This window comes from Bacillus sp. XT-2, from assembly GCF_025696525.1.
Taxonomy (GTDB): Bacteria; Bacillota; Bacilli; order Bacillales; family Bacillaceae; genus Bacillus; species Bacillus halotolerans.
This window is the reverse complement of record NZ_JAHVOC010000006.1, coordinates 1-25,904: the sequence shown is the minus strand read 5'-3', so window position 1 is coordinate 25,904 and position 25,904 is coordinate 1. Positions and strand designations below refer to the sequence as shown.

Genomic DNA, 25,904 nt, shown 5'->3' with positions numbered 1-25,904 from the left:
TCGGCAAAAACAACCAAAGGGGTTAAACATTTTACTCCACAGTAACACTCTTCGCAAGGTTACGCGGCTTATCAACATCACAGCCGCGATGCAGTGCGGCATAGTAAGCGATCAGCTGCAATGGAACAACAGATACCAATGGAGCAAGCGCTGGGTTTACTTCCGGTAATACGAATCTGTCATCCGCATCGTCTAGGCCTTTCAGTGAGATGATGCATGTGTTGGCTCCGCGAGCGGCAACTTCTTTGACGTTTCCGCGGATGCTTAGGTTTACGTGCTCTTGTGTTGCCAGTGCGAATACTGGTGTTCCTTGTTCGATCAAGGCGATGGTGCCGTGCTTCAGTTCGCCGCCGGCAAAGCCTTCTGCCTGGATGTAAGAAATCTCTTTCAGCTTCAATGCGCCTTCGACACATACGAAGTAGTCGAGGCCGCGTCCGATGAAGAAAGCGTTTCTGGATACAGTCAGGTATTCACGAGCGATCATTTCCATTTCGTCTTTCTGGTCGCAAAGGGCTTCCATTGCGTTTGCTGCAATACCGAGTTCTTTGACAAGATCAAACCCGATATCGATGCCGTTTTTGTCAGCAGCTACTGATGCAAGAACCGCAAGAACTGCGATTTGTGCTGTGTATGCTTTTGTTGACGCAACAGCAATTTCAGGGCCTGCATGAAGCAACAATGTATAGTCAGCTTCACGGGAAAGCGTTGATCCCGGTACGTTTGTGATCGTCAGCGCTTTGTGTCCGAGTGCTTTGACTTGAACAAGAACCGCGCGGCTGTCTGCTGTTTCTCCGCTTTGAGAAAGGAAAATGAAGAGCGGTTTCTTAGACAGAAGCGGCATGTTGTAAGAGAATTCACTCGCTACATGCACTTCAACCGGCACGTTTGCCCACATTTCAATGTATTGTTTACCGACAAGTCCTGCGTGATAGCTAGTTCCGCAGCCAATGATATAGATGCGGTCCGCTTCCGCTACAGCCTCAGCGATATCGCCAGGCACAGACAGTTTGCCGTTTTCGTCTTGGTACGTTTGGATGATTTTGCGCATCACAACTGGCTGCTCATCCGTTTCTTTCAACATGTAGTGAGGGTACGTGCCTTTTTCGATATCACTGGCATCCAGCTCAGCGATATAAGACGCACGTGAAATAACGTCGCCATCAAGGTTTTTGATAACAACTTGATCATCAGTCACGATGACCATTTCTTTATCCATCAGCTCTACATATTCGTTTGTAACTTGAAGCATTGCCATCGCGTCAGACGCCACGACGTTGAATGTATCTCCAAGTCCAACTAATAGAGGGCTTTTGTTTTTCGCTACAAAAATCGTTTCTTTGTTATCGTTATCGAATAAAGCAATTGCGTAAGAGCCTTTTAACAGTGTAAGTGTTTTGCGGAACGCTTCTTCTGTATCAAGTCCTCCGTTGACAAATTGCTCGATTACTTGAACGACTACCTCTGTATCGGTATCACTTTTGAGCTCTACATCTTGTAAATAGTCCTGTTTCAGCTGAACATAGTTCTCGATCACGCCGTTATGAACAAGTGTAAAGCGGCCCAGTGCGCTTTGATGCGGGTGAGCGTTCAGATAGCTTGGTTCGCCGTGTGTTGCCCAGCGAGTATGGCCAATTCCTGCTTTTGCTCCTACATTGGCATCCACAACTTCACGAAGATCGGCAATGCGTCCTTTTTCTTTAAACACATGGATCCCCTGTTCGTTGGCAACTGCGATACCCGCAGAGTCATAGCCGCGGTACTCAAGCTTCTCCAATCCTTTTAACAAAATTTCCTTCGCATCAAGCTGACCGATATAACCTACGATTCCACACATAATTTCTTCCTCCTAAGATTGTAAAAGGAGACGAAGAAAGTCATTTTTCAAGGGGACTTTCAATCGTCCCCTCCTACATGTTTTATGGAAGATCATGTGATTTCCCTTTGTTCAAGGAGTCGCCTCCTTGGTTTGAAGAAATCCTTACGGCTGTGATCTGCATACTCAGCCGGGAGGCATCCGCCGAAAAATCGATAACCTCCATCCTCGTCAACTAAGCCTTTTTTCGGGCGCTTAGTTCGGGCGCTATAATTATAAGTGAAACAAAATCCCGTCTTTCCTGCCTCTAGAAAACAAGAACAAGACAAGCTTGATTTTACAGCATGTGCCAAGAATGGTCAATTGTTTTTTAAACAACTTTGCCGCCTGTCTCACAATTATTATATGTGAGTCGCACTTGTCTTGTTCGCTCTCTGTTTATAGATTTCGTTACTCTAATCCCATTTCTGACCGGACGACTTCAACAATGCGATTAACATATTCATCGCACAGTTCTTTCGTCTTCGCTTCAGCCATCACACGAACGAGCGGTTCAGTGCCAGATGGGCGCACTAAAATCCGGCCGTCGCCGTTCATTTCTTTTTCAACCTCAGAAATAACGGCTTTTACTTTTTCGTTTTCTTCGACTTTATATTTATCAGTTACTCTCACATTGACTAAAAGCTGCGGAAACTTCTGCATTTCAGCCGCAAGCTCTGACAGCGGCTTGCCTGTCGCTTTTAATGTATTCATCAGCATAATGGCGGACAATAATCCGTCACCTGTTGTGTTGTAATCAAGGAAAATTAAGTGGCCGGACTGTTCACCGCCGACATTGTAGCCGTCTTTTTTCATCGCCTCTACCACGTAGCGGTCGCCGACAGCCGTCTGCACGCTCTTTATCCCTTCTTTTTCAAGCGCTTTATAGAAACCGAGGTTGCTCATGACTGTGGAAACAACCGTATCATCCTTTAAGCGGCCCTCTGATTTCAGGTATTTTGAGCATATGTACATAATTTGGTCGCCGTCAACGATATTTCCTTTTTCGTCGACTGCGATCAGTCGGTCGCCGTCACCATCGAACGCAAGGCCGATATCAGCATTTTTCTCTTTTACAAACGCACTGAGCGCTTCGGGATGAGTCGATCCAACTCCGTCATTGATGTTTAATCCGTTCGGAGAAGTTCCCATTGTCGACACGTCTGCGTCTAAATCGGCAAACAAGTGTGTCGCAAGCGATGACGTCGCTCCGTGTGCGCAGTCAAGCGCAACATGAATGCCTGTAAAATCTTCGTCGGCAGTCTGTTTTAAGAATTGCAGGTACTTTTGGCCGCCTTCAAAATAGTCGTTTACAAGTCCCAAGTCAGCTCCAACCGGTCTTGGCAGCTTATCCTCCGGTTCATCCATCAGACGCTCAATTTCAGCCTCCTGTTCATCAGAAAGCTTAAATCCGTCTCCTCCAAAGAACTTGATTCCGTTATCCTGCACTGGGTTATGAGAAGCAGAAATCATGACGCCCGCCTCTGCATCCATCGCTTTTGTTAAATAGGAAACACCAGGTGTAGAAATGACTCCCAGACGCATGACTTCTGCGCCAATTGATAAAAGTCCGGCGACAAGGGCTCCCTCCAGCATATGGCCGGAGATGCGTGTATCGCGGCCTATCAGCACTTTTGGACGTTGTTTGTCTTTTGTCAGCACATACCCGCCGAAACGTCCGACTTTAAAGGCCAGCTCAGGCGTAAGCTCGCTGTTGGCAACACCTCTTACACCATCTGTTCCAAAATACTTGCCCATTTTATAATCGCTCCTTTTTTATTCTGATGAAGATTGTGAACCTGTATTTGATTCATCTTCATCCTGATCCTGATTTTGATCTTGGTTTTCGTCTTGATTTTGATCATCATTGTTTTTATCGCTGTTCGTTGTATCTTCTCGCTGATTATTCTCTTTGTCATTCGTCTTGTCATCAGTGTCATCCTGGTTCCCTGACGTCGTATTGCTGTTATCTTTTGTTGTCGTATTCGTTTTTTTAGACGTAAGCTTGATTTTTGCATTTTTCTGCCCCAAGGACCAGGTTACATTTTGAGGCCCGTTTACTTCAAGCTTCACACTGTGCTCTCCGTCATCTAAATCAGATACATTCACATACAATTCTATGTCTGATTTCTGCAGTTTTTTTATGTTGCCGGGAGAGCCTTTGGCCGTAACATCTATCGTTTGTGATTCCGGATCCAGAAATTCAATGTTCTGTGAGCTGCTCAGCCCTACAGTCTTAATAGGGACATTCTCAAACGTCTGATCCGCTTCACTATCTACTTCTATATGCAACGTCACCTTTGACGGCGAGATTTTTTTGACGCCGTCAGGAAGCGGAATATCTGCCTCGATATCAGAATCCTTTTTGATTTTGCTTAAATCTAAGCTGACACCATCTATAAATTCAAGAGAATCCAAGACATCCTGCGAGCCGTAAACCGTCACCTCACTGGGACTTGATTCGATATTCGCTATGCTGACCCCGTCAGGAAGGCTTCCTGTCCGCTCAATTTTAAAGGGCACTTTTTTACTCGGACTTGTCACCGGAACGGTAATTTTGATGACCGAGGGCTCCACATCGACAGGAAGCGCGTTTCCGTCTTTATCATAGACAGTCACTTTCGCTTCCTTTTCAATCGTTTCATCTGCATTTTCCAGGTTTACCGAAGCTTTCACAAGAGAAATATTATCAATCACGGCTTTAGAACCGGTAATCTGTACATTTTTAGGACTGACAATCGGCTGCTCCGGAGAATAGCCTTTTTTCATCTTGCTTTTGTTGTAGTACTCCACTTCAACAGGAAAGCTTTCTGTCGTGCGTTCTTGAATGGTGACGGTCGTCACGGACGGATTAATGGATATCGTCAGCCCATCCGACACGTTTTTGGCCTTAAGCTCGACCTTATGCGTGCCGGTTTTCAGCTTCTCCATATCCGCGTATATCTCAAAATTCTTTGTCTGTCTCGCCTTCTTCACGGCGCTTGTCGGACCTTTTATCGTGACATTCACCGTTTGCGGAACGCCCGTCACGACATAATTTTCATCATCGTAATATGCTTTAACCGGTATATCAGTCAGTGTTGCCTCATCAGTTGTAGATGTTGGAAAAAATGATTCACCTGGTTTTTTCGGAGTTGGTGCTTGGTTGCTGTTAACCGCTACATAAAGCAAGAGCGCGAAAAGCAGCGCAATGACTTTCACAGCCCAGCGGTTGTTTAAGAATTTATCCATTTTTCTTGCCCCTCCAATACCAACGGTTAGAAGAAGTCTCTCTGGTGTTCTTCTTAAACTCTGCTTCAAGCATTTCTTTCAGCGCTTCTTCCGTCAGCTCTCTGTGAAGGTCGCCATTCCTCGCCACACTGACGCCGCCGGTCTCTTCAGACACGATAATCGTCAAACTGTCTGTAACTTCACTGATTCCGACAGCCGCTCTGTGCCGCGTTCCCAGTTCTTTTGAAATGAACGGGCTTTCAGAAAGCGGCAAATAACAGGCGGCAGCGGCAATTTCATTATTTTTCATAATGACCGCTCCGTCATGAAGCGGTGTATTCGGGATAAAAATATTGATCAAGAGCTCAGAGCTGACCTTTGCATTCAAAGGAATGCCCGTTTCAATATAATCCCCCATACCCGTATCCCGCTCAATGGTTAAAAGGGCGCCGATCCGGCGTTTCGCCATATAATTGATCGCTTTCGTTATAGCCTCAATTGTTTTCTGCTGCGCTTCCTCAACCGGCGTGCCGCTCCTCGAGAAGAAACGGCCCCGTCCAAGCTGTTCAAGCGCTCTTCTCAGCTCAGGCTGAAAGATAATAATAATTGCTAAAAATCCCCATGTTATCGCTTGGTCCATCAGCCACTGAAGCGTGCTGAGGCCCAAATATTGACTGGCCATACGGACAAGCACGATCACAACGATTCCTTTTAAGAGCTGAACCGCCTTCGTGCCGCGTATCACCATAATCAGTTTATATATCACATACCAAACAAGGAGAATATCAACGGCATTGCCGAGGTACTGCAAAAAAGGGATATCCTCAAAAGCCATTTCCTCGTCCTCCAAGAATTCAGTCATTTCGTATTTTGAAGTTTAATGTGTTACGCATATGTACTTTACATAGCGAGCCCATTATACCACATTTCGTTTTGGCAAGTGAAATATGCCAGCCGTTTGAGAACCTAAAAAAAGAGTAAAGCGCACCACACGCTTTACTCTTCTCCGTTCGGGTCTAATGCATTGAATACACTTTTCCCCGCAGACTTCATTTTATACCATGTCCAGTCGAATAATTGATTAATCTCCTCAATTTGACCGGTGACTTGTCCAGCAGAGGCCATATACTTTTCTCCGTTTACAACGGTTACATCCCCGTCTATTTTCCCTTTAATAATCAGCTTGCCGTTTTTGACGGTGACATCACCTTTGACCGTCTCACCTTCAGGCACGATCACAGTGTTGTTTTGCACGACCAGATTCGGCTGCTTCGACACGCTGAAGTTGTGGTCATTGTGCCAGCTGTTTAACAATCCTCCGCCCATCAAAATGATGAATACCGCAGCAGCCGCGATAACCGGATGGGATCTGAACCATCTTTTCACAGAAGCTCTTTTCTTCTCCTTAGGCAATTTTGCCATGACGTTAGCGGTAAAATCGGCGGGGGCTTCGACATGCGATGTGCTCCGGACGAGCGCAATGGATTTTTCCATCTCATAAAAATGCTTTCTGCATTCCTCGCATGCCTCCAGATGTTCTTTTAATACTTGTTCATCTTTCGGAAGGATATCTCCATCAAGATGCATATGCATAAGCTGCACAATTTGTTCAGGACAGCTCATTTCATCACCCCACTTAAAGATCCCTTAATTGTTTTCTAAGAGCCTCTCTGCCTCTGTGAATCCGCGTTTTTACAGTCCCCACAGGAATGTTCAGAATCTCGCCGATTTCAATTAATGAGAGTTCATCAATATACTTTAATACAATGACAGTTCTGTATTTGTCAGGAAGCTTTAATATTTTCTGCTGAATCGTGTGTGAAAGCTCCAGCGATACGACTGCATCTTCAGGCAAAACTCCATCTGCGGCGATTTGGGAATACATCGTCAAGCCTTCTGTACCCGCCACTTCTGCATCGAGGTAATAATCCGGCTTCTTTTTGCGAATGCGGTCAATGGTCAAGTTGGTCGCAATTCGATAAAGCCAAGTTGAAAATTTCCGGTTGATATCAAAACTGTCGATATTGACGTACGCTCTGATGAAAGCCTCTTGTGCGATATCTTCCGCCTCATGCACATTGCCAAGCATACGGTAGCAAAGCTGATAAATTTTATCCTTGTAAATATCTACGATGTCCGCAAATGCATTTTGATCGCCTTTTTTGACTTGCTTAATTCTCTTTTTAATCATCATTTCCATATTTATCTAACCTCTGCCTTCACCGGTCTGTATGTATACGAGCTTCGTTTCTAAAGGTTTCAATTTTTTTATAAAATAAGTTTAACAAATTTTTGGCAGGGTGTAGATGGCAATTTGTGAATAAACTACCTTAACATATTTTTAAAATTATTATACAGACTGAACAGTTAGAAGTTGGAATGATTTTTCAAAAAGAAAAAAGACACCTTTTGATCAAAGGTGTCTGTGACTGGGCTAGCTGGATTCGAACCAACGCATGACGGAGTCAAAGTCCGTTGCCTTACCGCTTGGCTATAGCCCAATGATGGTGGAGGGGGGCAGATTCGAACTGCCGAACCCTGAGGGAGCGGATTTACAGTCCGCCGCGTTTAGCCACTTCGCTACCCCTCCATATTTTTAAGAAAAACAGTGCCGGCAAGAGGACTTGAACCCCCAACCTACTGATTACAAGTCAGTTGCTCTACCAATTGAGCTACACCGGCAAGATGGTGGAGGATGACGGGCTCGAACCGCCGACCCTCTGCTTGTAAGGCAGATGCTCTCCCAGCTGAGCTAATCCTCCAAATGGTGACCCGTACGGGATTCGAACCCGTGTTACCGCCGTGAAAGGGCGGTGTCTTAACCGCTTGACCAACGGGCCGTTTGTGTTCTCGTCGAGCTGACAAAAGTTATTATATACAGGTTCCCCCCCTTTTGTAAAGAGGAAATTTAAATTTTTTATTTTCAAACTTTTTAACCCCTTTTTTAACTGAAAAAGCCTCCTAACATTTATCATTTATTTTAAGATAGATATAGATCGAATTAAGAGAGGAGAAACCAATATGATACTAGTCAGCTCTTGCCTCGGCGGCATTGAATGCAGATACAACGGTTCGCATGCCGCATCAGAGAAAATCCGAAAACTGATTGAAGAAAAACAAGCAGTGATGGCTTGCCCTGAACTTCTCGGCGGCTTCTCCACTCCCCGAGAACCAGCAGAAATCATCGGAGGCACTGGTGAGGATGTTCTTAGTGGAGCCGCGAAAATCATAACGTCTTCAGGAGAAGATGTAACAGATTTATATATGAAGGGCGCGGCCCAAACATTGGCCTATGCAAAAGAAATCAACGCCTCTGCCGTCATATTGAAAGAAAACAGCCCATCATGCGGAAGCAATTTCATCTATAATGGCTCATTTTCAGGCAAAAAAATCGCTGGAAACGGAGTAACCGCCGCGCTATTAAAACAAGCGGGGTACCGTGTAATTTCTGAAAACCAGTTAGACGACATATTGTAAGGAGGCTCATCATGATGCAAGATATCTCTTTATCCTTCTATAAGCCTGAGCATTTGCCGGAGCTTTACGCATTTACTTTACACGATGATGACAAACGCTTTACCGCTCTCCCTAAAGAGGTGCTGACCCAGGCCCTAAGCATTCAGGAGCGCTATCCGGTTGTCATCTTAAAAGGTGATCTGCCAATAGGCTTTTTCATTCTACATACGTCAAAAGAAACCATTGCTCCCTATTCCAACAATCCATTTGCTTTATTGCTCAGTTCCTTATCATTAAACTCTGCCCACCACGGACAAGGCTATGCGAAAAAAGCCATGCTTCAGCTCCCCTCTTTTGTTAACGGGTATTTCCCATGGTGCGATGAAATCATTTTAGCCGTCAATCACCTGAACACCCGTGCAAAGCAGCTTTATATGAAAACCGGATTTCTTGATAAAGGACGCCGAAAAATCGGGCCGCTTGGCGAACAGCTGATACTTCATTATTTCTTATAGCCTCTTTTGAAATAAAGTTTCAAAAATTAAAAATGATAGTTGAAATATCATAACAGAAATGAATATACTGAATATTGAGATATATTTATTTTTACACAGGGGGCATCCTCATGTCAGAACAATTGAATCTTCACAATCTTACAACGGAATCACGCAATAGCCAAACATCGAAAATACACAAAGCTAATACCCTCGATATCTTAAAAATGATTAACAATGAAGATATCAAAGTCGCTGCCGCCGTTCAGCGTGTCCTTCCCGATATCGAAGCAGCCGTCGAATGCGCGTATGAATCCTTTCAAAATGGCGGACGGCTCATTTACGCAGGTGCAGGCACTAGCGGCCGACTCGGTGTGATGGACGCAGTTGAATGTCCTCCGACCTACAGCGTCAGTCCTGATCAGGTAATCGGATTAATGGCCGGCGGTCCCAACGCATTTTTGCAGGCGGCTGAGGGGATTGAAGATCATGAAGAAGCAGGGGCCGAGGATTTACGATCCATCCATCTCACCTCAGCCGATACAGTGATCGCGATTGCAGCAAGCGGCCGTACGCCTTATGCAGCAGGTGCGCTGAAATACGCCCGCAAAATCGGAGCAAACACCGTCTCCCTTACCTGTAACAGTCAATCTGCCATCAGCAAACACGCTGATCACAGCATTGAAGTCGTCGTCGGGCCAGAAGTCATTACAGGCTCGACACGTATGAAAGCCGCAACCGCTCATAAAATGATTCTAAACATGATATCCACCGCTGTAATGGTCAAAATCGGCAAGGTCTACGAAAACTTGATGGTGGATGTCAATGTCAGCAACAAAAAACTAAAAGAACGCGCCATCAGCATCATTCAAAGCCTTACAGACGTTTCTTATGAGAAAGCGCAATACACACTTGAACAGGCGAATCTTCATGTCAAAACAGCAATTGTTATGCTCAAAACCAGCACAGATCAAAACAAAGCGAAGACATTGCTTGATGAAGCGAACGGTTTTATAGACAAAGCAATTGAAAACTACCATTCATGATAAGGAGAGACAGTAATGGCGACAGGCGGTTTAGCTATCATTCAATCAATGAAACACAAGCTGCCACAATCAGAGCGTAAGCTTGCGGACTACATATTAGCCCATCCCCACAAAGCGATAGAAAGCACAGTCAGCGAAATCAGCGCCTTAGCTAATTCAAGTGACGCTGCCGTCATCAGGCTCTGCAAATCACTGGGACTAAAAGGATTTCAGGATTTAAAAATGAGGGTAGCGGGCGATCTGGCAAAACCTGCTGTTCAAGGCTACCGGGACATCGCTCCTCATGAATCGCTGCCTTCCATCTCTGAAAAAGCAGCCGGCAATGCTATTCAAGCAATTCAAGACACCTCAGATCTCATGGATTATCAAGAGCTTGAGCGCGCCGTTTCTCTGCTGCTTCAAGCGAACACTGTACATTTTTTCGGTCTGGGCGCCTCGGGAATTGTCGCCAAGGATGCCCAGCAAAAATGGCTTCGAATTCATAAACAGGCGACTGCTTTCACGGACACTCATCTTGTGGCATCTTTAATCGCAAATGCAGATAAGAAAGACATTGTATTTGCCATTTCATTTTCAGGTGAGACACAGGAAATCATCGAGCTGCTTTCGATGGCAAAGGAAAAAGGCGTCACAATCATCAGCCTCACACAATTCAGCCAAACCTCCGTCACTGCATTATCCGACGTTTCATTATATACAGCCCATTCCAACGAGGCCCTGATTCGAAGCGCAGCCACTTCCTCCCGTCTCGCCCAGCTTTTTATGATTGATGTTTTGTTTTTAAGCATGGCGGCCGAGCAGTATGAAGAAACGGTCGGCTGCATTGATAAAACGAGAGAAGCAATCAAATCTATGAGAAAGACATAAGGCATCTTGAAAGGGAGGGGTTTGTATGAGCAAAGAAAAACACTACAATACTCTGGCGGAAAAAATCCTTGAGCTATGCGGGGGGAAATCCAATATTTCTTCCTATACGCATTGCATGACCCGCTTGCGCATTACGCCTTACGATGTCAGCAAAACGGATAGTAAGGCGTTAAGAGAACTTGATGGCGTCCTTGGAGTCGTCGAAGCTGAAACCCTGCAGATTATCCTCGGCACTGGTGTCGTTAATCATGTCACCGCCGCTTTTTCGAAGCTGGTATCATCAGAAGAAGATTTTAATCTAAAAGAGGCCGCAGCCAAAAAGAAATCCGATATCAATCGTAAGAACGCCACCCCGTTTAAGCTTTTTTTACGTAAAATAGCCAGCATCTTCATACCTCTCATTCCCGCACTCGTCGCTTCAGGCTTAATTACCGGAATTACCAAAGCGATAATCCAAGCCGGCTGGCTCTCTGCTGAATCACAAACAGCAATTGTATTGACAGTCATCGGATCAGGCCTGTTCACTTATCTCGGCATTCTCGTCGGCATTAACGCGTCAAAAGAATTTGGCGGGACGCCCGCTCTCGGCGCTCTTGCAGGGATTCTGATCATTAACCCGGAAATCGCAAAGATCAGCTTATTCGGAGAACAGCTTCTTCCCGGCAGGGGAGGGCTCATCGGCGTTCTATTCGCAGCTATATTCATTGCTTACACAGAACAATTCGTCCGCCGCTTTATTCCTCAATCACTCGATATTATCGTAACTCCAACAGTTTCGCTTTTGATCACTGGAATATTGACGTACGTCGTTTTCATGCCTTTAGGGGGGTTCATTTCAGATGTCATCACATCCGGGCTTCTGTCCATCTTAGACATCGGCGGAATCGCTGCAGGCTTTATTCTGGGCGCGACCTTCCTCCCTCTTGTTGTCACCGGGCTACATCAAGGCCTGACGCCGGTGCACATGGAACTCATCAATTCGATCGGTGATGACCCGCTTCTCCCTATCCTTGCTATGGGAGGCGCGGGACAAGTGGGCGCAGCCTTCGCCATCTTCGTTAAAACAAAGAAAAAAACGCTGAGAAAAGCGATCACAGGGGGTCTTCCTTCAGGACTGCTCGGCATCGGTGAACCGCTTATATTCGGTGTAACGCTGCCGCTTGGCCGTCCGTTTTTGACAGCGTGCTTAGGGGCGGGTATCGGCGGAGCTTTTCAAGCTTATTTTCAGGTAGCCACAGTTGCGCTCGGCGTCTCCGGATTGCCGCTCTCTTTTCTGGTGCTGCCTTCACAAATCATCTTATATATCATTGGTCTCTTTATTTCCTATGCGGCAGGCTTTTTATTGACCTACGCTTTCGGATATAAAGATGAAATGGCTGCCCAGTTCGATTAAATGATGACGTTTTAGGAATAGTAACGGCATAGAAACACGGAAAGGAGCAAGCTTGTGAGAACGAAGACATTAGCATTACTCAGCGCTATTTTAACCGTGTCCATTCTGACGCCGAACGAAGCCTTCGCACAAACCGCCCTTCATCAAGCAGACAACCAGGTTGAGCCGAAAACAATAAATCCAGAAACTGCACAGTTTTCGTCGAAGAAACTAAGGAAGGTTGATCAGATGATTGAACGGGACATTGCAGCAGGATTCCCCGGCGCCGTTCTGGTCGTCGTGAAGGACGGCCGTATGATCAAAAAAGAAGCATACGGCTACAGTAAAAAATATGACGGGGCTGAACTGTTGCGCCGTCCGGCAAAAATGAAAACCCGCACGATGTTTGACTTGGCATCAAATACAAAAATGTATGCGGCCAATTTTGCTTTACAGCGCTTAGTCAGCCAAGGCAAACTCGACGTTTATGAAAAGGTATCTGCTTATTTGCCTGATTTCAAGGATCAGCCTACAGATCGCATCAAAGGGAAAGATAACATTCGTGTCATTGATGTCCTGCAGCACCAATCAGGGCTTCCATCCAGCTTCTACTTTTACAGCCCGGAAAAAGCCGGAATGTATTATTCGCAAGAGCGGGAGAAAACCATTGAATACTTGATGAAAATCCCGCTGGATTATGAAACAGGAACAAAACACGTATACAGTGACATTGGATACATGCTTCTCGGCTGTATTGTCGAAAAACTCACCGGCAAACCGCTTGATGTCTATACGGAACAAGAGCTCTACAAACCGCTGAAGCTGAAACATACGTTGTACAATCCGCTGCAAAAGGGCTTTAAAGCAAAACAGTTCGCAGCCACTGAACGTATGGGCAATACACGAGACGGTGTTATCCATTTCCCTCATATCCGCACAGACACGCTGCAAGGAGAAGTACATGACGAAAAAGCATTCTATTCGATGGAAGGCGTTTCAGGCCACGCCGGACTGTTTTCAAACGCTGATGATATGGCGATTCTGCTTCAAGTCATGTTAAACAAAGGAACGTACCGAAACGTTTCATTATTCGATCAGAAAACAGCTGACCTATTTACGGCGCCATCAGCAACAGATCCGACATTCGGCCTTGGATGGCGGCGAAACGGCAGTAAAAGCATGGAATGGATGTTTGGCCCTTATGCAAGCGAAAATGCGTACGGACATACTGGCTGGACAGGAACGGTTACCATCATTGATCCGGCATACAATTTAGGCATCGCTTTGTTAACAAATAAAAAGCATTCACCTGTCGCTGATCCAGCGGAAAATCCGAACGTGTTTGAGGGTGACCAATTTTCAACAGGCAGTTACGGAAGCGTCATTACCGCGATTTATGAAGCAATGAAATAATCGACGATAGGAGGAAGTTGTTATGAAACCTGTCATTTCGCTTATCCTTTCCACCGTCCTTTTTCTTTCATGTTTTCTCGGCGTCAGTCAGACAGCTGAAGCAAAACCCCGCAGCTCCGATGATGCCAAACAGATCGTTGATCGTATGACGTTAGATGAAAAACTTGGCCAGATGCTGATGCCGGATTTCAGAAACTGGAAAAAGGAAGGTGAGTCTTCTCCGCAAGCCTTCACAAATATGAATGAGGAAGTCGCTGGCCTCATCAAGAAATATCAATTCGGCGGCGTCATACTATTTGCAGAAAATGTAAAAACAACTGAACAAACGGTACGGCTGACAGACGCATATCAAAAGGCCAGCCCTAAGATTCCGCTCTTACTCAGCATTGATCAAGAAGGCGGGATCGTGACGAGATTAGGGGAGGGCACTAATTTCCCAGGCAATATGGCGCTTGGCGCAACAAGAAGCAGAATCAATGCATATCAGACCGGCAGCATGATTGGAAAAGAGCTTTCTGTCTTAGGCATCAATACAGATTTCAGCCCAGTCTTGGACATTAATAATAACCCTGATAATCCCGTGATCGGTGTGAGATCATTCAGTTCTGATCGTGAACTGACAGCACGACTCGGTTTATATTCCATGAAAGGTTTGCAACGGCAACATATCGCCTCTGCTCTTAAACATTTCCCGGGACATGGAGACACTGACGTTGACAGCCATTATGGACTGCCGCTCGTTTCTCATAACCAGGAACGGCTTCGTGAGGTTGAACTCTATCCTTTTCAAAAAGCGATTGATGCCGGAGCAGATATGGTGATGACAGCTCATGTTCAATTCCCAGCCTTTGATGACACCACATATAAAAGCAAGCTTGATGGATCAGATATTATGGTTCCCGCTACACTTTCAAAGAAAGTAATGACCGGGCTGCTTCGGGAGGAAATGGGATTTGGCGGTGTAATCGTCACTGATGCTCTCAATATGAAAGCCATAGCAGATCATTTCGGTCAGGAAGAGGCGGTCGTCATGGCCATAAAGGCCGGTGTTGATATCGCGTTAATGCCTGTCTCAGTTACATCTTTGAAAGATGAACAAAAATTGGCAAGCGTGATTGACTCCTTAAAAGAAGCTGTTAAAAATGGAGACATTCCCTTACAGCAAATCAACAAATCGGCGGAAAGAATCATTTCCCTGAAAATAAAGCGCGGTATTTACCCCGCTCAGCATGACAGCAACATAGATAAAAAGGTGAAGAAAGCACTCAAAACAGTGGGAAGCAAACACCATACGAAGACAGAGCAAAAAATCGCTGAAAAGGCAGTGACAGTATTAAAAAATGATCAGCATACCTTGCCGTTCAAACCCAAAAAAGGCAGCCGAATCTTAATTGCCGCACCTTACGAGGAACAAACAGCATCCATTGAAAAAACCATTCACGATTTAATGCAGCGAAAAAAAATCAAATCTGTTTCTCTTAACAAAATCAACTTTGCAGAAAAGGTATTTAATGCTGAGCATGAAAAACAAGTAAAAGAAGCTGATTATATTATTACAGGCTCTTACGTTGTAAAAAATGACCCTGTCGTCAACGACGGTGTCATCGACGACACGGTAACAGATTCAAGCAAATGGGCCACCGCTTTTCCGAGAGCTGTCATGAATGCCGCACTGCAGCACAAAAAGCAATTTGTCTTAATGAGTCTGCGCAATCCATATGATGCCGCCAATTTCGAAGAAGCAAGAGCTTTGATTGCCGTCTATGGTTTTAAAGGATATGCAAACGGGCGTTATCTTCAGCCGAATATTCCGGCCGGCGTTAAAGCGATCTTCGGACAATCAAAGCCAAAGGGCACGCTGCCAGTCGACATTCCATCCGTCACAAAACCGGGAGACATCCTTTATCCATTTGGCTATGGAGTAAACATCAAAACGGGAAAACCGCTTTAATAAGGAGGAGCATATGAAGAAAACGGTATTGGTTCTTCTCGCAGGGCTTATGATGTTCGAGACAATGACGGCTGCCTCAGCTTCGCCTGATTCAGAAAAACAAACAGCAATAAAACCTAAAGTCCAGACCGGCATTGATATCCTCTTGTCACGACACAAAAAGCAGCTAATGGGAAAAAGAGTTGGACTGATTACCAATCCAACAGGTGTGAGTGCATCCCTTAAAAGCAGCGTAGATATTCTTTACGAAGACCCCGATATACAGCTGACAGCTTTATTCGGGCCCGAGCACGGCGTTCGCGGCGACGCTCAGGCAGGAGACGAAGTAGGCTCTTACATTGACGAAAAAACCGGGGTTCCCGTATACAGCCTTTACGGAAAAACGAAAAAACCCACTCCTGATATGCTGAAAAATGTCGATGTTCTTCTATTTGACATCCAGGACGTCGGGACTCGTTACTATACGTACATTTATACCATGGCTTATGCAATGGAAGCCGCTAAAGAAAACGGAATTCCTTTTATCGTGCTGGACCGTCCTAATCCCCAAGGCGGAAAAAAGGTTGAAGGACCAGTGCTGGAGCCCGAGTACGCATCCTTTGTCGGACTCTATCCCATTCCGTTAAAGCACGGGATGACCATTGGAGAATTGGCTTTACTATTCAACAAGGAATTTAATATTAATGCTGATGTGTCAGTCGTAAAAATGAAGCACTGGAAACGATCTATGGATTTTGACGAAACCAGACTGCCATTCGTCCTCCCTTCACCTAACATGCCAACCGCAGAGAGCACATTTGTGTACCCTGCAACAGGGTTAATTGAAGGAACGAATGTATCTGAAGGACGGGGAACGACTAAGCCATTCGAGTTGATCGGGGCTCCCTTTATCAAAAGCACAGAACTTGCAGAAAAAATGAACAGTCTTGATCTGCCTGGCGTTACGTTCAGAGCTTCCTCCTTCACTCCAACGTTCTCTAAACATCAAGGAACACTTTGCCACGGCGTGCAGCTCTATATTACGGACAGAGAAAAATTTGAAGCGGTTAAAACAGGACTGTCGCTTATTAAAATGATACATGACCTCTATCCTGATGATTTTCAGTTCCTAGCGTCTGGCTCATTTGATAAATTGGCAGGCAACGGCTGGATTAGAACGAAAATCAAGAACGGTGCTTCAATTGATGAAATCATTGACACCTATCAAAAACAGCTGAAGCAATTCAATAAAACCAGAAAACAATATCTCCTATATTAAGACTTAAGAATGGTATGTTACACGTGTAACATTTTCTTACCCAACAAAAGCATGATCATTTTCCCTTGCCCGCACATTGCGGCAAGGGTTTTTTAAATCCAAAAACAACACGCTTTATATAGGAAAACTTTCATTTATTTGGTACAATCTTATTGAAAATGATTATCATTTAAGCGAGCGTTTCTGAAAAGGTGGTCTTCTCCTTGCAAAACTCAATGATTTATCATCCGGTACAAATTGAATATATGAAGAAAACGAGTGATCTCTTCTCAGAACAGCAATTGACCGACTCATTCGTGCTGATCTTTCATTTAAAAGGAGATGGACATATTTCTATCGGAACAAGAACCGCTCCTCTCCAAAAAAAGACACTGTATGTTTGTCCGCCTCATGAGACATTCGGCATTACACCTGCAGAAGAGAGAAATATAGATATGTGTCTGATCAGACTTCACTGCTATACAGCGGAAGCCCGGCAAGATCTCTTAAAACCATGCACTGAAACTGATTTATCCAGTCTAAACCTTGTGAATGTTTCACATATCGAAAACCTTTCAGCCCGGCTTCAAGAACTAGCTGAAATTTGGGCAGAAGCAGCTCAGCTTTCTCAATTAAAATGTGTGATAGAGGTTCAGAGCCTGATTTATGATCTATTCACAGCTCATGTATCAGATCAAAACGATACACAATCTGCGATTGAAAAAACAAAACATTACATTGAAACTCATGCCGATACAAAAATTACACTTGCCCAGCTCTCAAAAATGGCAGGAATCAGCGCCAAGCATTACAGCGAAACCTTTAAAAAATGGACTGGCCAGAGCGTAACAGAATTCATTACAAAAACTCGGATCACCCGAGCAAAGCGGCTTATGGCAAGATCCAACTGTAAACTGAAAGAAATCGCCCATCAAACCGGCTATCAAGATGAATTTTATTTCAGCAGAATCTTTAAAAAGCACACAGGTTCTTCACCTACAAGCTATATGAAAAAACGCAGGCAAAAACTAGCCGCCTATGGAAAGGGAACAATGGGACAGCTCATTCCTCTGCATCACATACCGTTTGCAGCCGCACTCCATCCAAAATGGACGGCTTACTATTATCAGCATTATTCAGCAGATATTCCAGTACAGCTCAGCGCATACCGGTTTAATGAAAAATGGGAGGAAAACCTGCAGACGTTGTCCCAAGCTGAACCCGATATCATTTTCAGCATGGATTCTGTTTCTTCAGAAGAACAAAAGCGCCTGAACAGCATTGCAGAAGTATGTTACCTTCCTGCAGAAGAAAACTGGAGAGCACACTTTCTGCACACCGCCACGTTTTTAAAGGAAGAATCGGAGGCTGAAAAGTGGCTCGCAGCCTATGACAAGCAGACGGCTTCCGCTAAAAAGACATTGCTGCACGCTCAAGAGTTTCGTTATCTCTTTCTTCGTCTGCATAAGCAGCGCTTTTATGTGGCGCATAATCGCAGCGTCCGCGAAGTTTTCTTTGAAGATTTAGGATTCAAACCGGCTGACACGCCTTCAGAACAAGCGATTTCATTAGAAGACATCACAAATTGCCAAGCTGACTGTATCATGCTCTTTCTTTTTAAAGAGCCGGAAACCATTGCTTATTATCAGCAATTAAAACAGTCGGAAATATGGCAAAACCTAAGCGCAGTGCGGAACGGACGTGTGTATCACCTCTCTTCAGACCCATGGAATGAGTACTCGGCTTGCGGGCACGAGCGGATTGTTCAGCAAACCATTTCTATGCTATCCGGTGATAGTCCATGATAAATATGGAATTTGTCCATGGTGTTATGTCTGTTCATTCTCTATAATTCCAATTGATAATAGTTATCAATTGAACAGGAGGCACTATAGATGAAAAAGCTATCTCTTACCTTATTAATCTTGCTTCTCGCACTCACGGCGGCAGCTTGCGGCAGCAAGGAAGAATCCTCTGCGAGCAAAGCGAGCGGCACAAAGTCCGAGAAAAAGAAAATCGAGTATTTGGATAAAACGTACGAAGTAAACGTACCGACAGATAAGATTGCCATTACGGGAAGCGTTGAATCCATGGAAGACGCAAAACTGCTGGACGTTCATCCGCAGGGTGCAATCTCATTCTCCGGAAAATTCCCTGAAATGTTCAAGGACATCACAGATAAAGCAACACCTACAGGGGAAAAAATGGAACCAAACATTGAAAAAATTCTTGAGATGCAGCCAGACGTGATCCTGGCATCTACAAAGTTCCCTGAAAAAACCCTGAAAAAAATAAGCACGGCCGGCACGACCATTCCGGTTTCACACATCTCATCAAACTGGAAGGAAAATATGATGCTGCTTGCCCAGCTGACTGGAAAAGAGAAAAAAGCGAAAAAAATCATTGCAGACTATGAACAGGATCTAAAAGAAACAAAAACGAAAATCAGTAAACAAGCAAAAGATTCAAAAACGCTTGTCATCAGAATCAGACAAGGGAATATTTACATTTATCCTGAACAAGTGTACTTCAACTCAACTCTTTATGGCGACTTAGGCCTTAAAGCACCGAATGAAGTCAAAGCCGCAAAAGCGCAAGAGCTGATTTCATTAGAAAAACTCAGTGAAATGAACCCTGACCACATTTTCGTCCAATTTTCTGATGATGAAAATGCGGATAAACCTGATGCATTAAAAGATTTAGAGAAAAATCCAATCTGGAAAAGCCTCACAGCAGTCAAAGAAGATCATGTGTACGTCAATTCAGTTGATCCTCTTGCACAAGGCGGTACGGCTTGGAGCAAAGTCCGCTTCCTGAAAGCGGCATCTGAAAAATTAACACAAGACTAAATTAGAGTAGGTTTTTGTATGTATTCAAAACAGTGGACACGTATCATTTTGATTACTTCTCCATTTGCTATTGCATTATCATTGCTGCTTTCCGTCCTCTATGGCGCAAAGCAGCTTAATGCTGATATTGTCTTTGCATCACTTTTTCATTTTGATCCGGGAAACACAGACCATCAAATCATATGGCATTCCCGGATTCCAAGGGCTGCCGGCGCTCTGCTCATTGGGGCAGCCCTTGCTGTATCTGGAGCGCTCATGCAAGGCATCACACGCAATTATTTGGCATCGCCCTCAATTATGGGTGTTTCAGATGGTTCCGCGTTTATCATCACGCTTTGTATGGTTCTGCTTCCGCAATCATCTTCGCTTGAAATGATTATTTACTCTTTTATCGGCTCCGCATTTGGAGCTGCATTGGTATTCGGCCTGGCAACAATGCTGCCTAACGGGTTTACGCCCGTACAGCTAGCCATCATTGGCACAGTCACAAGCATGCTGCTTAATAGTTTAGCGGCTGCCATATCGATCTATTTTCAAATTTCACAGGATCTGAGTTTCTGGTACAGCGCCAGACTTCATCAAATGAGCCCCGACTTTCTAAAGCTTGCCGTTCCATTTTTCCTTGCGGGTATCGTCATAGCTGTTTCTCTCAGCAAAAAGGTGACCGCTGTATCACTAGGCGACGATATCTCTAAGAGTTTGGGCCAAAAGAAAAAAACGATCAAAATCATGGCAATGATCTCTGTCATCATTTTAACCGGAAGTGCTGTAGCGCTTGCCGGAAAAATTGCGTTTGTCGGTTTAGTCGTCCCGCATATCACGAGATTTCTCGTCGGCTCAGATTATAACAGACTGATTCCTTGTTCCTGCATCTTGGGCGGCGTCTTTTTAACGCTGTGCGATCTCGCCAGCAGATTTATCAATTATCCATTTGAAACACCGATTGAGGTTGTGACTTCTATTATCGGCGTTCCTTTCTTCCTTTATTTGATCAAACGAAAAGGAGGAGAGCAAAATGGCTAAAAAATATGCAGTGTTAATCGTATTGATTCTCCTCGTCAGTTATTTCAGCATGACCAGCGGATCATTTTCTGTTCGTCCGACAGAGCTGCTCTCCACTCTTTTTCAGATCAATCCCAATCCGCAGTATGAAGTTTTGCTGTTTGACTTAAGACTGCCGCGGATTGTCATGGCAGCCATTATCGGACTCGGACTTGGCATAGCAGGAGCTGTCATTCAGGCCATCACACGAAACGGTCTTGCAGACCCGGGAATATTGGGAATCAATGCGGGAGCAGGGGCAGGTATTGTGGCGTTTATGCTGTTGTTCCAAGGCCAGAAAGAAGTAACTTCGATTGTCGCGGCAATGGGAATGCCGTTTTTCGGCCTGATCGGCGGACTGGCTGCTGCAGTCATGATTTACATATTCGCTTGGAACAGAGGCAATTTAGATTCAGGCAGAATTATTCTGGTAGGAATCGCGATTAATTCAGGATTCAGCGCTTTGTCTTTGTTTCTATCATTAAAAATGGACCCGCAAGATTATGAAATGGCCATGGTATGGAAAAACGGCAGCATCTGGTCGGCAAACTGGACATATATCACAGCTGTTCTTCCGTGGATGCTGCTGTTTATTCCGATTCTTCTGGCCAAGTCTCGTTTGCTCGATACCATCCGCTTTGACGAAGACACAGTCAGAAGCCTTGGCATTTCGTCAAATAAAGAAAAAACCATTCTGCTCGTCGCCTGTGTCGCCATCATTAGCGCCTGTGTCTCTGTAGCGGGAAGCATGGCATTTGTCGGCTTAATCGCGCCTCATATTTCCCGGAGATTGGCCGGTGTCGAACACCGCTATATTTTGCCTTTGAGCGGTTTGATCGGCATGCTGCTTGTATTGAGCGCAGACTTTGCCGGAAAACTGTTTTTCCAGCCCGCAGAAGTGCCAGCCGGCATTATTTTGGCGATACTCGGTGTTCCGTATTTCTTATACCTGCTTTTCAAGCAAAAAAAGGGGGAGAGTGTTTGAACGGATCTTTATCAGAGCATAAGGCGGGCGACAGGATGTTTAAGCTGTATCTCCCTCCTTCCTACAGTACGGACAGCAGGGCATTTCCTTCTGTTTACGTACAGGATGGCGGTTCTTTGTTTCAAGGTCAACTAGAACTGATAGAAAACAGGTTTCATCAAAACAGGGTGCCTGAGCTCGTGCTGATCGGCATAGAGCCTAAAAACCGGCTCGACGAGTACACTCCTTGGCCCGCCGCATCACTCAGTGATCAGTTTCTAGACTTCGGCGGTAAGGGGGCTGACTATCTTTCTGAAATAACAAACCGGCTCATTCCGTTTGTGGAAGAAAATTGGAATGTCTCCAGAAGGGCTCAATCCAGAGGTATGATCGGCGCCTCATTAGGCGGCCTCATCTCAATGTTCGCCTTTCTGAGACATTCATCATTATTTGGAAAAATAGGATCTCTCTCAAGTTCATACTGGTACGAGAACGCAGCAGAAACTATCTATACTTCCTCTGTAAGACCGGGTTCAACGCGTATTTTTATGTCTGTCGGCAGTGAAGAAGGCGCCGGAAAACAATCGATTCAGCAGACGATGCTCCAAAAAACAAAATACGTGCACGAGAGCCTAATAGAAAAAGGGTTCACTCAAGATCAGCTGTGCCTCGTCATTGAAAAAGGGGCGGTGCACCACCGCAAGCATTTCTGCAAACAATTTATCAATGCGCTGGAATGGCTATACGGAAAAAACCGCTCCAACATATGAGCGGTTTTTTCATGCCTTCTGCAAGACCGGTTTTAATTCGAAACGGTTCAGCATATAGCCGAACAAGGCAGCCAGGATTTGCTGAAACAGCATGCCAATCACAACCGGAACAGCCACCTGAGACGGAAAGAAAGTGACGGCAAGAACAGCGCCGGCACTGATATTCCTCATGCCTCCCGTAAAAATAAGAGAGACAATTTCCTCCTGCCGCCTTTTCATCATTTTTCCGATAAACCACGCCGCAGCATACCCGGTTAACGCGATACAAAAAACAGTGACAGCAATCCCTAAAAATCTTAAATCAATCGCTTTGAAATAAGGAGCTATCGCAGAGCTGTTAATCGCAATCACGGCCATCAGGCACAGCTTTGAAAAGGGAGACAGCGTACTGCTCAACGCCGCGGTTCTTTCTGGAGATGACATCTGATTAAACAGCATGCCCAGGAATGAAGGAATCACTACCATCACAATCAGACCCTTCATCATTCCCCAGATATCCATGTGAACCTGGGCACCGGCCAGCACAGAAAGACTCAGCGGAACGATTAACGGCGACAGCACGGTATCAATCAATATGATAGAAAGCGTCAAACCAACATTTCCTTTGTACATTGCAGCCCAAATCAAACTCGTAATTCCTGTAGGAATGACAACTGCTAATGTCAAACCCGTGATCGTTAATGGATCACCTTGAAATATGAGATGTCCGCTGCCCCAGGCGAAAAGCGGCATAAAAATATGAAGAACAAATAATGCAAGAATCATAGGAAGAGGATGCGCCAAGGCGTGTCTTAAAGACTGAAAGTTCGCGCTCAAGCTGCCCGCAAACGTAATAAAAGCAAATATCCAAGGCACTGCGCTTTCATATCCATTTAAAAACTGAGACAGCAGCACGCCAAGCACAACACTAGTCGGTGTCAAAAGCGGCATGACTTTCCCCAATACACGGTTCAGCTTCTGAAGCATCATATACAAGTCCCCTATTAAAAATTTCTTTCTCTCTATTATATCAATGCAGTTCAACCATATGTTATATAAAAAAGCTCAGATCTCATCAATCTGGACTTTCATACTTTTATGCCATCTGTTTCATAAGGGCTTTACTTGCATTATTCAGCCCCTTTAATTCAGCTTCAATTCCTTGCTCTTTAAACTTCGCAACAATTTTATCAAGCGCAGCCGCTCCTGAATCATCCCATACGTGAGCATCGGTCAAGTCAATGACAACTCGCTCGATATCCTCTTGATAGATAAACGCATTCGTAAGATCAGTTACTGACGCAAAAAAGATCTGTCCCTTCACTTGATACGTTCTCAGCTTTTGATCTTCTGCATGAGAAACGATCTTCAGCTTCGAGATTTTGGCTACGAAGAATACGGCACTTAACAGAACACCGACGAATACGCCTTTCGATAAGTCATCCGTCACGACAACCGTAATCACCGTCACAACCATTACAATTGAATCTGTAATCGGCGCTTTTTTCAAGCCTTTTAAAGAAGACCAATCAAATGTGCCGACAGATACCATAACCATAACAGCCACTAACGCAGCCATCGGAATGTTTACAACAACATGACTCAAAACGGCAATTAAAAACATAAGAAAAGCACCGGCAACAAAGGCTGATAACCGTCCGCGGCCGCCCGCTTTTGTATTAATAACAGATTGTCCGATCATAGCGCAGCCCGCCATACCGCCAAAAAATCCAGTGACGATATTCGCGATTCCCTGTCCGCGGCTCTCTTTATTTTTATCACTGTCCGTATCCGTCATTTCATCAATAATCTGTGCTGTCAGCAAAGATTCAAGCAAACCGACAAACGCCAAAGCAATGGAATAAGGAAAAATAATTTTGAGCGTTTCGAAGGTAAATGGAACATCAGGTATTAGAAAATGAGGCAATGAACTAGAGATATTGCCCATATCTCCAACCGTCCGCACATCCACATGGAATGTGACCGCAATAATCGTCATCACAATAATTGCGACAAGCGGAGATGGCACCGCAGTCGTAAACCTAGGCAGTACATAAATAATAACCAATGATCCGGCAAGCATCGCATACATGCTCCAAGATGCACCTTCAAATTGAGGCAGCTGCGCAGAAAAAATCAGAATCGCCAGCGCATTCACAAACCCGATCATCACAGAACGAGGAATGAATTTCATTAATCTCGCAATTTTACTGATGCCTAAGATCACCTGAATAACACCTGTCAAAATGGTGGCCGCAAATAAATACTGAAGCCCGTAATCGGCAACCAGCGACACCATCACAACAGCCATCGAACCAGTCGCAGCCGAAATCATCCCCGGTCTTCCGCCAAAAATAGAAATAATAATGGCAATACAAAATGAAGCATAAAGACCAACCATTGGATCAACGCCGGCAATAATAGAAAAACCAATCGCTTCAGGTATTAAGGCTAACGCCACCAAAATACCAGCAAGAATATCTTTTCGGATATTACCGAACCACTGCTGTTTTAATGTAAAACTATTCAAATATAACGACTCCTTTTTAAAAATAAATCCGCACCGTTTCTGTTGTATTGGGAGCTTAATTATTTTACGGAAGAAAATGAAAAGAAAAACTTTCGGAGAAAAAGGGGAAACGTTGAGTATAGTGTATTGAGGTAAGGAGTTATTATACAAAGAGTATCATAATAAATTTTAATCAAATGTGCAAGGTCAAATGCTGAAGAAAAAAAATGGCTCAACATATTTGAGCCATTTGCCATGATACATCATATCAGGATCAGAAACAAGAATCGTTTTGACTGCTTGAACATTGATACCGGGTCTATGCCCATCAAGTTTTGGATGGCGGACTCGAGTTTTCCAGCGGCGTTTCTTCCGTAAAGAGCTCAGAAAGCTGCGGCCTATCTACAGCGCATGAAACCACCGTTAAATCCTGCGGGTGATAAACATAATCGGTTAACCGGCGTGCCGCTCAGCATGTTGATCATGCTGGCTATTGTATTAGTATTAAAAATACTAGAGAGCTTCAAAAGCCGAAACCTTGAAAAAATGAACATCGAGAAAAACGAATCAGTACAAATATAAAAAAGACCAGTTCAGCTGAACTGGTCTTTACCTTGCTTGGCGGCGTCCTACTCTCACAGGGGGAAACCCCCGACTACCATCGGCGCTGAAGAGCTTAACTTCCGTGTTCGGCATGGGAACGGGTGTGACCTCTTCGCTATCGCCACCAAACAATTGAGAGTGTTCTCTCAAAACTAGATAACAGGTGTGACATCATTAGAAATTAGGTTAAGTCCTCGATCGATTAGTATCTGTCAGCTCCATGTGTCGCCACACTTCCACCTCAGACCTATCAACCTGATCATCTTTCAGGGATCTTACTTCCTTGCGGAA

21 protein-coding genes, 5 tRNA genes and 2 rRNA genes are annotated in these 25,904 nt (G+C 44.7%); 13 read left to right on the top strand and 15 right to left on the bottom strand.

Features of this window, described 5'->3' with window-relative positions:
* Positions 1 to 31 precede the first annotated feature (31 nt).
* The 11 genes from glmS to KXD37_RS15650 form a co-directional block, all read right to left on the bottom strand.
* On the bottom strand, positions 32 to 1,834 hold the full coding sequence (glmS, locus tag KXD37_RS15700; RefSeq protein WP_024120031.1) for a glutamine--fructose-6-phosphate transaminase (isomerizing): 1,803 nt from the start codon (positions 1,832 to 1,834) through the stop codon (positions 32 to 34).
* A 429-nt stretch (positions 1,835 to 2,263) separates the two neighbouring features.
* Positions 2,264 to 3,610, bottom strand: a complete 1,347-nt coding sequence (glmM, locus tag KXD37_RS15695) for a phosphoglucosamine mutase (protein WP_044162156.1) — start codon at positions 3,608 to 3,610, stop codon at positions 2,264 to 2,266.
* An 18-nt stretch (positions 3,611 to 3,628) separates the two neighbouring features.
* Entirely contained in the window at positions 3,629 to 5,083 is a 1,455-nt protein-coding gene (locus KXD37_RS15690; RefSeq protein WP_024120029.1) for a YbbR-like domain-containing protein, read from the bottom strand.
* Positions 5,076 to 5,897 (bottom strand): diadenylate cyclase CdaA, encoded by an 822-nt coding sequence (cdaA, locus tag KXD37_RS15685; protein ID WP_024120028.1) that lies wholly within the window; start codon positions 5,895 to 5,897, stop codon positions 5,076 to 5,078. The genes KXD37_RS15690 and cdaA overlap by 8 nt, the downstream gene beginning before the upstream one ends.
* A gap of 161 nt (positions 5,898 to 6,058) precedes the next feature.
* Positions 6,059 to 6,685: an anti-sigma-W factor RsiW gene (rsiW, locus tag KXD37_RS15680; RefSeq protein WP_059292084.1), complete on the bottom strand. Its 627-nt coding sequence runs from the start codon at positions 6,683 to 6,685 to the stop codon at positions 6,059 to 6,061.
* Positions 6,686 to 6,698: 13 nt separating this feature from the next.
* Positions 6,699 to 7,262, bottom strand: coding sequence for an RNA polymerase sigma factor SigW (gene sigW, locus KXD37_RS15675; protein ID WP_010332813.1), 564 nt, complete (start codon positions 7,260 to 7,262; stop codon positions 6,699 to 6,701).
* 229 nt (positions 7,263 to 7,491) lie between these two features.
* A tRNA-Gln gene (locus KXD37_RS15670) sits at positions 7,492 to 7,563 on the bottom strand.
* A 4-nt stretch (positions 7,564 to 7,567) separates the two neighbouring features.
* Positions 7,568 to 7,652: transfer RNA gene (locus KXD37_RS15665), tRNA-Tyr, on the bottom strand.
* Between the two features lie 19 nt (positions 7,653 to 7,671).
* Positions 7,672 to 7,744: transfer RNA gene (locus tag KXD37_RS15660), tRNA-Thr, on the bottom strand.
* A 4-nt stretch (positions 7,745 to 7,748) separates the two neighbouring features.
* Positions 7,749 to 7,824 (bottom strand) — tRNA-Val (locus tag KXD37_RS15655).
* A gap of 3 nt (positions 7,825 to 7,827) precedes the next feature.
* Positions 7,828 to 7,902: transfer RNA gene (locus tag KXD37_RS15650), tRNA-Glu, on the bottom strand.
* Positions 7,903 to 8,083: 181 nt separating this feature from the next.
* On the opposite strand from KXD37_RS15650, the gene KXD37_RS15645 reads away from it, so the two are divergent.
* From KXD37_RS15645 to KXD37_RS15585, 13 genes are all read left to right on the top strand, one after another.
* On the top strand, positions 8,084 to 8,539 hold the full coding sequence (locus KXD37_RS15645) for a DUF523 domain-containing protein (RefSeq protein WP_024120027.1): 456 nt from the start codon (positions 8,084 to 8,086) through the stop codon (positions 8,537 to 8,539).
* 11 nt (positions 8,540 to 8,550) lie between these two features.
* Positions 8,551 to 9,033, top strand: coding sequence for a GNAT family N-acetyltransferase (locus KXD37_RS15640; protein ID WP_101860238.1), 483 nt, complete (start codon positions 8,551 to 8,553; stop codon positions 9,031 to 9,033).
* A gap of 110 nt (positions 9,034 to 9,143) precedes the next feature.
* Positions 9,144 to 10,058: an N-acetylmuramic acid 6-phosphate etherase gene (murQ, locus tag KXD37_RS15635; RefSeq protein WP_127696133.1), complete on the top strand. Its 915-nt coding sequence runs from the start codon at positions 9,144 to 9,146 to the stop codon at positions 10,056 to 10,058.
* 15 nt (positions 10,059 to 10,073) lie between these two features.
* Positions 10,074 to 10,925: a MurR/RpiR family transcriptional regulator gene (locus tag KXD37_RS15630; protein ID WP_127696135.1), complete on the top strand. Its 852-nt coding sequence runs from the start codon at positions 10,074 to 10,076 to the stop codon at positions 10,923 to 10,925.
* Positions 10,926 to 10,950: 25 nt separating this feature from the next.
* On the top strand, positions 10,951 to 12,318 hold the full coding sequence (locus KXD37_RS15625; RefSeq protein ID WP_127696137.1) for a PTS transporter subunit EIIC: 1,368 nt from the start codon (positions 10,951 to 10,953) through the stop codon (positions 12,316 to 12,318).
* A 54-nt stretch (positions 12,319 to 12,372) separates the two neighbouring features.
* Positions 12,373 to 13,710 carry a penicillin binding protein PBP4B gene (gene pbp4b / locus KXD37_RS15620; protein ID WP_095714752.1) on the top strand — a complete coding sequence of 446 codons (1,338 nt, stop codon included), beginning with the start codon at positions 12,373 to 12,375 and terminating at the stop codon, positions 13,708 to 13,710.
* A gap of 22 nt (positions 13,711 to 13,732) precedes the next feature.
* Positions 13,733 to 15,661 carry a glycoside hydrolase family 3 protein gene (locus tag KXD37_RS15615; RefSeq protein ID WP_263463644.1) on the top strand — a complete coding sequence of 643 codons (1,929 nt, stop codon included), beginning with the start codon at positions 13,733 to 13,735 and terminating at the stop codon, positions 15,659 to 15,661.
* A 13-nt stretch (positions 15,662 to 15,674) separates the two neighbouring features.
* Positions 15,675 to 16,919, top strand: a complete 1,245-nt coding sequence (locus tag KXD37_RS15610; RefSeq protein WP_263463643.1) for an exo-beta-N-acetylmuramidase NamZ domain-containing protein — start codon at positions 15,675 to 15,677, stop codon at positions 16,917 to 16,919.
* Between the two features lie 203 nt (positions 16,920 to 17,122).
* On the top strand, positions 17,123 to 18,703 hold the full coding sequence (locus tag KXD37_RS15605) for an AraC family transcriptional regulator (protein WP_106021238.1): 1,581 nt from the start codon (positions 17,123 to 17,125) through the stop codon (positions 18,701 to 18,703).
* 90 nt (positions 18,704 to 18,793) lie between these two features.
* A complete protein-coding gene (gene feuA / locus KXD37_RS15600) occupies positions 18,794 to 19,747 on the top strand; it encodes an iron ABC transporter substrate-binding protein FeuA (protein ID WP_099043616.1) in 954 nt (317 codons plus the stop codon).
* Between the two features lie 18 nt (positions 19,748 to 19,765).
* Positions 19,766 to 20,770, top strand: a complete 1,005-nt coding sequence (locus KXD37_RS15595; protein WP_024120017.1) for a FecCD family ABC transporter permease — start codon at positions 19,766 to 19,768, stop codon at positions 20,768 to 20,770.
* The gene (feuC, locus tag KXD37_RS15590; RefSeq protein ID WP_106021132.1) at positions 20,763 to 21,773 is read left to right on the top strand and encodes an iron ABC transporter permease FeuC; all 1,011 of its coding nucleotides are present in this window, start codon (positions 20,763 to 20,765) and stop codon (positions 21,771 to 21,773) included. The genes KXD37_RS15595 and feuC overlap by 8 nt, the downstream gene beginning before the upstream one ends.
* Positions 21,770 to 22,522 carry an alpha/beta hydrolase gene (locus KXD37_RS15585; RefSeq protein ID WP_127696147.1) on the top strand — a complete coding sequence of 251 codons (753 nt, stop codon included), beginning with the start codon at positions 21,770 to 21,772 and terminating at the stop codon, positions 22,520 to 22,522. Before feuC ends, KXD37_RS15585 begins: the two co-directional genes overlap by 4 nt.
* Positions 22,523 to 22,531: 9 nt before the next feature.
* Here KXD37_RS15585 and KXD37_RS15580 read toward each other — a convergent pair whose 3' ends face one another.
* The 4 genes from KXD37_RS15580 to KXD37_RS15565 all read right to left on the bottom strand — a co-directional run.
* Positions 22,532 to 23,452: a bile acid:sodium symporter family protein gene (locus KXD37_RS15580; protein ID WP_081638220.1), complete on the bottom strand. Its 921-nt coding sequence runs from the start codon at positions 23,450 to 23,452 to the stop codon at positions 22,532 to 22,534.
* Positions 23,453 to 23,597: 145 nt separating this feature from the next.
* Entirely contained in the window at positions 23,598 to 25,031 is a 1,434-nt protein-coding gene (locus KXD37_RS15575; RefSeq protein WP_059352999.1) for a SulP family inorganic anion transporter, read from the bottom strand.
* 595 nt (positions 25,032 to 25,626) lie between these two features.
* Positions 25,627 to 25,742 (bottom strand): 5S ribosomal RNA (gene rrf, locus KXD37_RS15570).
* Between the two features lie 53 nt (positions 25,743 to 25,795).
* A 23S ribosomal RNA gene (locus KXD37_RS15565) occupies positions 25,796 to 25,904 on the bottom strand; the annotation flags it as partial.